Origin of the sequence: Modicisalibacter luteus DSM 23508, from assembly GCF_000378505.1 — a bacterium.
Lineage (GTDB): Bacteria > Pseudomonadota > Gammaproteobacteria > Pseudomonadales > Halomonadaceae > Modicisalibacter > Modicisalibacter luteus.
Genome location: NZ_KB899996.1, coordinates 260,219 through 268,435, shown reverse-complemented (window position 1 = coordinate 268,435; position 8,217 = coordinate 260,219). Strand labels below are relative to the sequence as shown.

Here is an 8,217-nt window from a genome sequence, read left to right as displayed (position 1 = left end):
TAGGACAGCAGCTGCAGGGGCAAGGTGTAGAGAATCGGGGCCAGCGCCTCGTCGACATGCGGCAGGCGCAGCACGCGGATGCCCTCGGCCTGGGCCAGCGTCACGTGCTCGTCGGCGAACACGAACAGCTCGCCCCCGCGGGCACGCACTTCCTGCAGGTTGGACTTGAGCTTTTCGAGCAACTCGTCGTTGGGCGCCACCGAAATCACCGGCATCTCGCTGTCGACCAGCGCCAGCGGCCCGTGCTTGAGCTCCCCGGCAGGGTAGGCCTCGGCATGGATGTAGGAGATTTCCTTGAGCTTGAGCGCGCCTTCCAGGGCGATCGGGAAATGCGCCCCGCGGCCCAGAAACAGCGCATGGTGCTTTTCCGCAAAGGCCGTCGACAGGGCCTCGATGTCGCCGTCGAGGCCGAGTACCTGCCCCATGAGCCGCGGCAGTTCCCGCAGGGCCTGGACGATCCGGGCCTCAAGCACCTCGTCCATCCCGCGCATCCGGCCGAGGCTCAGGGTGAGCAGCATCAACGCGACCAGCTGGGTGGTGAAGGCCTTGGTCGAGGCCACGCCGATCTCGGGCCCGGCCTGGGTCAGCAGGGTCAGGTCGGACTCGCGCACCAGCGAACTGCCGGGCACGTTGCAGATCGCCAGGCTGCCGACATAGCCGCGGTCCCTGGCGAAGCGCAGCGCCGCCAGGGTATCGGCGGTCTCGCCGGACTGTGACAGGGTCACGAACAGCGTGCCCTCGGGGACCACCACCTGACGGTAGCGATACTCGGAGGCCACCTCGACCTGGGTGGGGATGCCGGCGTAGCGTTCCAGCCAGTAGCGCGCCACCATGCCGGCGTGGTAGCTGGTCCCGCAGGCGACGATGTGAATCTGGCGCACCTGGGCGAACAGCGACTCGGCCTCCAGGCCGAAGCTGCGCACCAGGACGTGGCGCTCGGTCAGGCGACCTTCCAGCGTGGCGGCAATGACCTGGGGCTGCTCATGGATCTCCTTGAGCATGAAGTGCCGGTAGCCGTCCTTCGAGGCGACTCCGTCGCCGTGCTCGTAGGTCTGCACGGGACGGGCCTGGGCCTGGCCCGAGGCGTCGTGGACGGCGATGTCGCCGCCCTTGGCGAGGCGCACCACGTCGCCTTCCTGCAGGTAGATGAAGCGGTCGGTGACCTGCAGCAGGGCCAGCGGGTCCGAGGCCAGGAAGGCCTCCTCGATCCCCACCCCGACGACCAGCGGGCTGCCCTTGCGGGCGCCGACGATCACGTCCGGCTGCTGCTTGTGCACCACGCCCAGGGCATAGGCGCCCTCGAGCGTGGCCACGGCGCTCTGCACTGCCGCCAGCAGGTCATGGCTTCGATTGAATTCGCGGGCCAGCAGGTGCGCGACGACCTCGGTGTCGGTCTCGGAGGTGAAGACATAGCCCTGCCCCTCCAGCTCGGCCTTGAGGCGCTCGTGGTTCTCGATGATGCCGTTGTGCACCACCGCCAGGCTGTCGCCGGACTGGTGGGGGTGGGCATTCTGCTCATTGGGGCGCCCGTGGGTCGCCCAGCGCGTGTGAGCAATACCCACCGTACCGATCAACGGCGACTCGTCCAGACGCTCCTCCAGTGCAGCCACCTTGCCAACGGCCCGTTGGCGGTTGAGGCGTGCATCGTTCGAGAGCACGGCCATGCCGGCCGAGTCATAGCCCCGGTATTCGAGGCGCCTGAGCCCCTCGAGCAGAATGTTCTGAACGTTGCGTTCGGCCACCGCCCCCACGATTCCACACATCGTCTTTACTCCTTGGGTTCCGACTTGGGCTGTTTCCGCGGGCGCGGCCAGTCCGCCTTGGTGATCTGCCGGCCGCGGGCCACGCCCAGCGCCCCGGCCTCGACATCCCGGCTGATCGTGGAGCCGGCACCGATGGTGGCCCTCTCTCCGACCCGGACCGGCGCGACCAGCGCCGTATTGGAGCCGATGAACGCCGCGTCGCCGATCTCGGTGTGGTGCTTGTTCGCGCCGTCGTAGTTGCAGGTGATGGTACCGGCCCCGACGTTGACGTCGCGTCCCAGCCGGGCATCGCCGACATAGCTGAGATGGTTGATCTTGCTGCCCTCGCCGATCCGGGCATTCTTGGTCTCGACGAAGTTGCCGACCTTGGCCTGGCGGGCCAGGTGCGTGCCGGGGCGCAGGCGGGCGAAGGGACCGACCTGGCACTCGCCGTCGAGGATCGCGCCATCGAGCAGGCTGTGCGCCTCGATGACACAGCCAGGCCCGATGCGGCTGTCACGGATAATGCTGTAGGGCCCGACGCGCACCCCCTCGGCCAGTTCGACCTCGCCTTCGAAGACGCAGCCGACATCGATCTCGACATCCTGCCCGCAGCGCAGGCGACCGCGCACGTCGAGCCGCGCCGGATCGGCCAGCGTCACGCCCCCGGTCATCAGCCGCTCGGCCTCGGCCAGCTGATGGGCGCGCTCCAGGCGGGCCAGCTGCAGGCGGTTGTTGACGCCCTCGACCTCGGTGGCGGAGGCCGGCTGGGCGGTGGCAATGGCAGTACCTTCTTCGGCGGCCATGGCGATGACATCGGTCAGGTAGTACTCGCCTTGGGCATTGTCCGAAGAGAGGCGCGGCAGCCAACGGCGCAACTGGTCGGCGGTCATGGCCATGATCCCGGTATTGCACTCGGTGATGGCCCGCTCGGCCTCGGAGGCATCCTTGTGCTCGACGATCGCCGCCGCCTCGCCCCGGGCGTTGCGCTTGATGCGCCCGTAGCCCGTCGGATCGGCCAAGGTCACGGTCAGCAGCGCCATGTGTCGTTCATCGACCGCGTCGAGCAGGGCGCTCAGCGTGTCGTGCCGGATCAGCGGCACATCGCCGTACAGCACCAGCACCTTGCCATCGCCGAGCCCGTCCAGGGCCTGGGCCACGGCGTGGCCGGTGCCTTTCTGCTCGGCCTGCACGACGAACCGCAACGGGCACCCGGCAAGGCGCTCGCGCACCCGCTCGGCGCCGTGTCCGATCACCACATGCAAACGATCTGCCCCCAACCCCATGGCAGTATCGATTACATGGCGCACCATCGGTTTTCCGGCCACCGGGTGCAGCACCTTCGGCGTGGCCGAACGCATGCGGGTTCCCTGCCCCGCGGCGAGAATCACTACGTCGAGCGTCATGCCCTACCCTTATACAATCGTCAATGACAGGCCATTCTAAAGCCCGCCACTGCAGCATACCAATGCTGCAGTAATGCCGAAAAAGAAATACCCCGTGGATCTTAATCCACGGGGTATCCATTCATACCGCAAGGGAGCCAGATCTAGCGTCGGCCTCCTTTTTTCCGCAATTGTTCCAGCGTGCGCAATTGAGCCACCGCCTCAGCGAGTTCCGCCGTCGCCCGGGAATAATCCAGGTCCGACTTCTGCTCGTTGAGCTGACGCAAGGCCTCCTTGCGTGCCTCCTCGGCCGCAACCTCATCGAGGTCGTGCGCGCGGATGGCGGTATCGGCCAGTACCGAAACCACGTGCGGCTGTACCTCGAGGAAACCTCCCGTCACGTAGAAGAGTTCCTCTTCGGCACCTTCACGCATCACTCGCAGCGGACCCGGTTGCAGCTCGGTCAACAGCGGTGCGTGTCCGGGCATGATCCCCAGGTCGCCGATCACACCAGCGGCGACGAGTTGATTGACCTCGCCGGAGAAGATCGACTGCTCGGCGCTGACGATCTCGCATTGGAAGCTGTTCGCCATACCTTAGTCCTCTAACGTGAGCGGCCTCACTTCATGTTGTTGGCTTTCTCGACAGCCTCGTCGATGGTGCCAACCATGTAGAAAGCCTGTTCCGGCAGCTCGTCGTATTCGCCGTTCAGGATACCCTGGAAACCACGAATGGTGTCCTTCAGCGACACGTACTTGCCGGGTGAACCGGTGAAGACTTCGGCGACGAAGAACGGCTGAGACAGGAAACGCTGAATCTTACGCGCCCGGTTGACGGCCTGCTTGTCCTCGTCGGACAGCTCGTCCATCCCTAGGATGGCGATGATGTCCTTGAGATCCTTGTAGCGCTGCAGCACGTTCTGAACACCGCGTGCGGTGTTGTAGTGCTCTTCACCGACAACCAGCGGGTCGAGCTGGCGAGACGTGGAGTCCAGCGGATCGATGGCCGGATAGATACCCAGCTCGGCAATCGAACGCGCCAGTACCACGGTGGCGTCCAGGTGGGCGAAGGTGGTCGCCGGTGACGGGTCGGTCAAGTCGTCCGCCGGCACGTAGACGGCCTGGACAGAAGTGATAGAGCCAGTCTTGGTCGAGGTGATGCGCTCCTGCAGGACGCCCATTTCCTCGGCCAGTGTCGGCTGATAGCCCACTGCGGACGGCATGCGGCCCAATAGCGCCGATACCTCAGTACCCGCCAGGGTGTAACGGTAGATGTTGTCGACGAACAACAGAACGTCACGACCTTCGTCACGGAACTTCTCGGCGATGGTCAGGCCGGTCAGTGCCACACGCAGGCGGTTACCCGGCGGCTCGTTCATCTGGCCGTAGACCAGCGACACCTTGTCGAGAACGTTGGACTCCTGCATTTCGTAGTAGAAGTCGTTACCCTCACGGGTACGTTCACCGACACCGGCGAATACCGAGTAGCCGCTGTGCTCGGTAGCAATGTTGCGGATCAGCTCCATCATGTTGACGGTCTTGCCGACCCCAGCGCCGCCGAACAGGCCGACCTTGCCGCCCTTGGCAAACGGGCAAACCAGGTCGATGACCTTGATGCCGGTTTCCAACAGTTCGTTGGAAGCTGCCTGTTCCGCATAGGTCGGTGCCTTGCGGTGGATAGGCATGCGCTCTTGCTCGCCGATATCACCCGCTTCGTCGATCGGTTCGCCGAGTACGTTCATGATGCGACCCAGAGTTTCCTTGCCGACAGGCACGGAAATCGGAGCACCACTATTTTCGACCTCGAAGCCACGCTTGAGGCCTTCGGTGGAGCCCATGGCGATGGCTCGCACCACGCCGTCGCCCAGCTGCTGCTGGACTTCGAGAATGGTCCCGGATTCCGTGACCTTCAGCGCTTCGTAGACCTTGGGCACTTCGTCCCGCGGAAACTCTACGTCAATCACCGCGCCGATGATTTGTACGATACGTCCGCTCATCTTGGTTCCTCTTAACCTGCAAATGAAACCTGCTTAGCCTCACCGGCGCTTATACTGCGGCGGCACCACTGACGATCTCGGAGATTTCCTGGGTGATACTGGCCTGACGGGCCTTGTTATACACCAGTTGCAATTCGTCGATCAGGTTGCCGGCGTTATCGGTCGCGTTCTTCATCGCGATCATGCGCGCCGCCTGCTCGCAGGCTGCATTCTCCACCACCGCCTGGTAGACCTGAGATTCGACATAGCGCTTGAGTAGCTTGTCGAGCAGGGCCTTGGCGTCCGGCTCATACAGGTAGTCCCAGCTCGTGGGACGGGCTTGTTCGTCTTGATCGTCGGCCTGCTGGGCGACCAGCGGCACCAGTTGGCGAAGGGTCGGGCGCTGAGTCATGGTGTTGATGAACTCGTTATACACCACGTAGAGCCGATCCAGTTCCCCATCGTCAAAGGCATCCAGCATCACCTTGACACTACCGATCAGGTCCTTGGCTTCGGGGGCTTCACCCAGACCGCTCTTGGCGGCCATCAGGTTACCACCGTACTTGCGGAAGAAGCCGCCGGCCTTGCTGCCGATAGCGACGAAGTTGACCTCGACGCCCTTGTCCCGCCATTGCTTGACGTCCTTGACCACGGCCTTGAACAGATTAACGTTCAAGCCACCGGCCAGGCCGCGGTCGCTGGAAACAACGATATAACCGACGCGCTTGACCTCACGGTCGATCATATAGTCGTGACGGTATTCCGGGTTCGCCTTGGCGATATGGCCCACGACATTGCGGATCTGCTTGGCATAGGGCTGGCTAGCCGCCATCCGCTCCTGTGCCTTACGCATCTTCGATGCAGCAACCATTTCCATGGCGCTGGTAATCTTCTGCGTATTCTTGATGCTCCCGATCTGGGTGCGAATCTCTTTTGCAGCTGCCATAGCGATCTACCTTATTCGTGGCCCTCAGGGAAATCGTTGGCCCGGCAACGCCGGGCCAGCGGGATTACCAGGTCTGAGTGGCCTTGAATTGCTCGACGCCCGACTTGAGACCATTCTTGATCTCGTCGTTGTAGTCGCCGGACTGGTTGATCTTGTCGAGCAGCTCTCCATGCTCAGCTTTCATGTAATCGTGCAGCGCCGCTTCGAAATCCAGAACCTTGCTAACGTCGACGTCATCCAGGAAACCTTCGTTGGCTGCGAACAGCGACAACGCCATTTCAGCCACAGACATCGGCGAGTATTGCTTCTGCTTCATCAGTTCGGTGACGCGCTGGCCATGCTCGAGCTGCTTGCGAGTTGCTTCGTCCAGATCGGAGGCGAACTGCGAGAACGCCGCCAGCTCGCGATACTGAGCCAGTGCCAGACGCACACCGCCACCCAGCTTCTTGATGATCTTGGTCTGCGCCGAACCACCCACACGGGACACCGACAGGCCAGCGTTGATAGCCGGACGAATCCCCGAGTTGAACAGGCCGGTCTCGAGGAAGATCTGACCGTCCGTGATCGAGATTACGTTGGTGGGAACGAACGCGGACACGTCGCCACCCTGAGTCTCGATCATCGGCAGTGCGGTTAGTGAGCCGGTCTTACCGGTAACTTCGCCGTTAGTAAACTTCTCGACGTAGTCGGGATTGACGCGCGAGGCACGCTCGAGCAGACGCGAGTGTAGATAGAAGACGTCACCCGGGTAGGCTTCGCGGCCCGGCGGGCGACGCAGCAGCAGGGAAATCTGGCGATAGGCCCAGGCCTGCTTGGTCAGATCGTCATAGACGATCAGAGCGTCCTGACCACGATCGCGGAAGTACTCCCCCATGGTGCAACCGGAATACGGCGCCAGGAACTGCATGGCAGCCGGGTCAGCGGCACCGGCGGCAACGACGATGGTGTGGTCCATCGCGCCATGTTCCTCGAGCTTGCGTACTACACCGGCAATGGTCGACTGCTTCTGACCAACGGCGACGTAGATACAAGTGACGCCCTTGCCTTTCTGGTTGATGATCGCGTCGATGGCGATCGCCGATTTACCGATCTGGCGGTCACCGATGATCAGCTCACGCTGGCCACGGCCAATCGGCACCATGGCATCGATGGACTTGAGACCGGTCTGGATCGGCTCGTCGACGGACTGTCGGGTGATGACACCCGGCGCAACCTTCTCGACGGCGTCAGTCAACTTTGCGTTGATCTCGCCCTTGCCATCGATGGGATTGCCCAGCGCATCGACGACACGGCCGACTAGTTCGGGGCCTACCGGCACCTCAAGGATGCGCCCGGTACACTGGGCGGTCATGCCTTCTTCGAGCACCTGGTAGTCGCCGAGCACTACGGCACCGACGCTGTCACGCTCGAGGTTAAGCACCATCCCGAAGATATTGCCGGGAAACTCGATCATTTCACCGAACATCGCATCCGCCAGGCCGTGAATCTGCACGATGCCGTCGGATACGCTGACGATGGTGCCCTGGTTACGGGCTTCGGTCGCGACATCCAGCTTCTCGATACGCTGCTTGATGATGTCGCTGATCTCGGAAGGATTCAGTTGCTGCATGCCATGTCCCTCAAACTCAGACAGAGAGCGCGTCGCGCAGACGGGCCAATCGACCGCGTACCGACCCGTCTATCACGGTGTCGCCGGCATGCAGGATGACGCCGCCCAGCAGGGCGCGGTCCACCTGAGTGGTAATGGAGATTTCGCGGTTCAGGCGCTTGGCCAGGGCACTCGCGAGCTTGTCTTCCTGCTTGGCGTCCAGCGGAAAGGCGGAGACGATAGTCACGTCCATACGCTTTTCCTGCTGAGCCTTGAACAGTTCAAATTGCTCGGAAATGGCCGGCAGCGCCGCCAGGCGGTTCTGTTGACCGAGGGTCCGGAGGAAGTTCTGCCCCTCCTTGCCCATCGCATCGCCGCAGACCTCGATGATCACGTCGGCCTTTTCGGCGCCAGACAACCGAGGGTTGTCCAGTACGCGGGCTCGCATGTCAGCATCGGCGGCGGCCTTCGCCGCCAATGCCAGCATGTCGGACCAGGCCTCTAGCGCCCCCTGGGCGTGCGCGAACTCGAACGCCGCTTTGGCGTAAGGTCGGGCAACGGTAGACGTTTCAGCCATGGGT

At 63.1% G+C, this 8,217-nt stretch carries 7 protein-coding genes; all 7 read right to left on the bottom strand.

Going from position 1 to position 8,217, the window contains the following annotated elements; translation table 11 throughout:
- Positions 1 to 1,763: glutamine--fructose-6-phosphate transaminase (isomerizing) (glmS, locus tag F568_RS0113625; RefSeq protein ID WP_019019296.1), on the bottom strand; the 1,763-nt coding region annotated here is incomplete at its 3' end.
- Positions 1,764 to 1,768: 5 nt separating this feature from the next.
- Positions 1,769 to 3,148: a bifunctional UDP-N-acetylglucosamine diphosphorylase/glucosamine-1-phosphate N-acetyltransferase GlmU gene (gene glmU / locus F568_RS0113620; RefSeq protein WP_026300544.1), complete on the bottom strand. Its 1,380-nt coding sequence runs from the start codon at positions 3,146 to 3,148 to the stop codon at positions 1,769 to 1,771.
- A gap of 143 nt (positions 3,149 to 3,291) precedes the next feature.
- Positions 3,292 to 3,720, bottom strand: a complete 429-nt coding sequence (locus tag F568_RS0113615; RefSeq protein ID WP_019019294.1) for a F0F1 ATP synthase subunit epsilon — start codon at positions 3,718 to 3,720, stop codon at positions 3,292 to 3,294.
- A gap of 26 nt (positions 3,721 to 3,746) precedes the next feature.
- Positions 3,747 to 5,123 carry a F0F1 ATP synthase subunit beta gene (gene atpD, locus F568_RS0113610; protein WP_019019293.1) on the bottom strand — a complete coding sequence of 459 codons (1,377 nt, stop codon included), beginning with the start codon at positions 5,121 to 5,123 and terminating at the stop codon, positions 3,747 to 3,749.
- 49 nt (positions 5,124 to 5,172) lie between these two features.
- Entirely contained in the window at positions 5,173 to 6,048 is an 876-nt protein-coding gene (atpG, locus tag F568_RS0113605) for a F0F1 ATP synthase subunit gamma (RefSeq protein ID WP_019019292.1), read from the bottom strand.
- Positions 6,049 to 6,112: 64 nt separating this feature from the next.
- Positions 6,113 to 7,657, bottom strand: a complete 1,545-nt coding sequence (gene atpA, locus F568_RS0113600; RefSeq protein ID WP_019019291.1) for a F0F1 ATP synthase subunit alpha — start codon at positions 7,655 to 7,657, stop codon at positions 6,113 to 6,115.
- 16 nt (positions 7,658 to 7,673) lie between these two features.
- Positions 7,674 to 8,213 carry a F0F1 ATP synthase subunit delta gene (locus F568_RS0113595; protein ID WP_019019290.1) on the bottom strand — a complete coding sequence of 180 codons (540 nt, stop codon included), beginning with the start codon at positions 8,211 to 8,213 and terminating at the stop codon, positions 7,674 to 7,676.
- Positions 8,214 to 8,217 lie beyond the last annotated feature (4 nt).

Bases quoted from the DNA above. Each gene is read 5' to 3' on its own strand.
- atpG (WP_019019292.1), bottom strand. From the start codon at position 6,048: ATGGCAGCTGCAAAAGAGATTCGCACCCAGATCGGGAGCATCAAGAAT.
- F568_RS0113615 (WP_019019294.1), bottom strand. From the start codon at position 3,720: ATGGCGAACAGCTTCCAATGCGAGATCGTCAGCGCCGAGCAGTCGATC.
- atpD (WP_019019293.1), bottom strand. From the start codon at position 5,123: ATGAGCGGACGTATCGTACAAATCATCGGCGCGGTGATTGACGTAGAG.
- glmU (WP_026300544.1), bottom strand. From the start codon at position 3,148: ATGACGCTCGACGTAGTGATTCTCGCCGCGGGGCAGGGAACCCGCATG.
- F568_RS0113595 (WP_019019290.1), bottom strand. From the start codon at position 8,213: ATGGCTGAAACGTCTACCGTTGCCCGACCTTACGCCAAAGCGGCGTTC.
- atpA (WP_019019291.1), bottom strand. From the start codon at position 7,657: ATGCAGCAACTGAATCCTTCCGAGATCAGCGACATCATCAAGCAGCGT.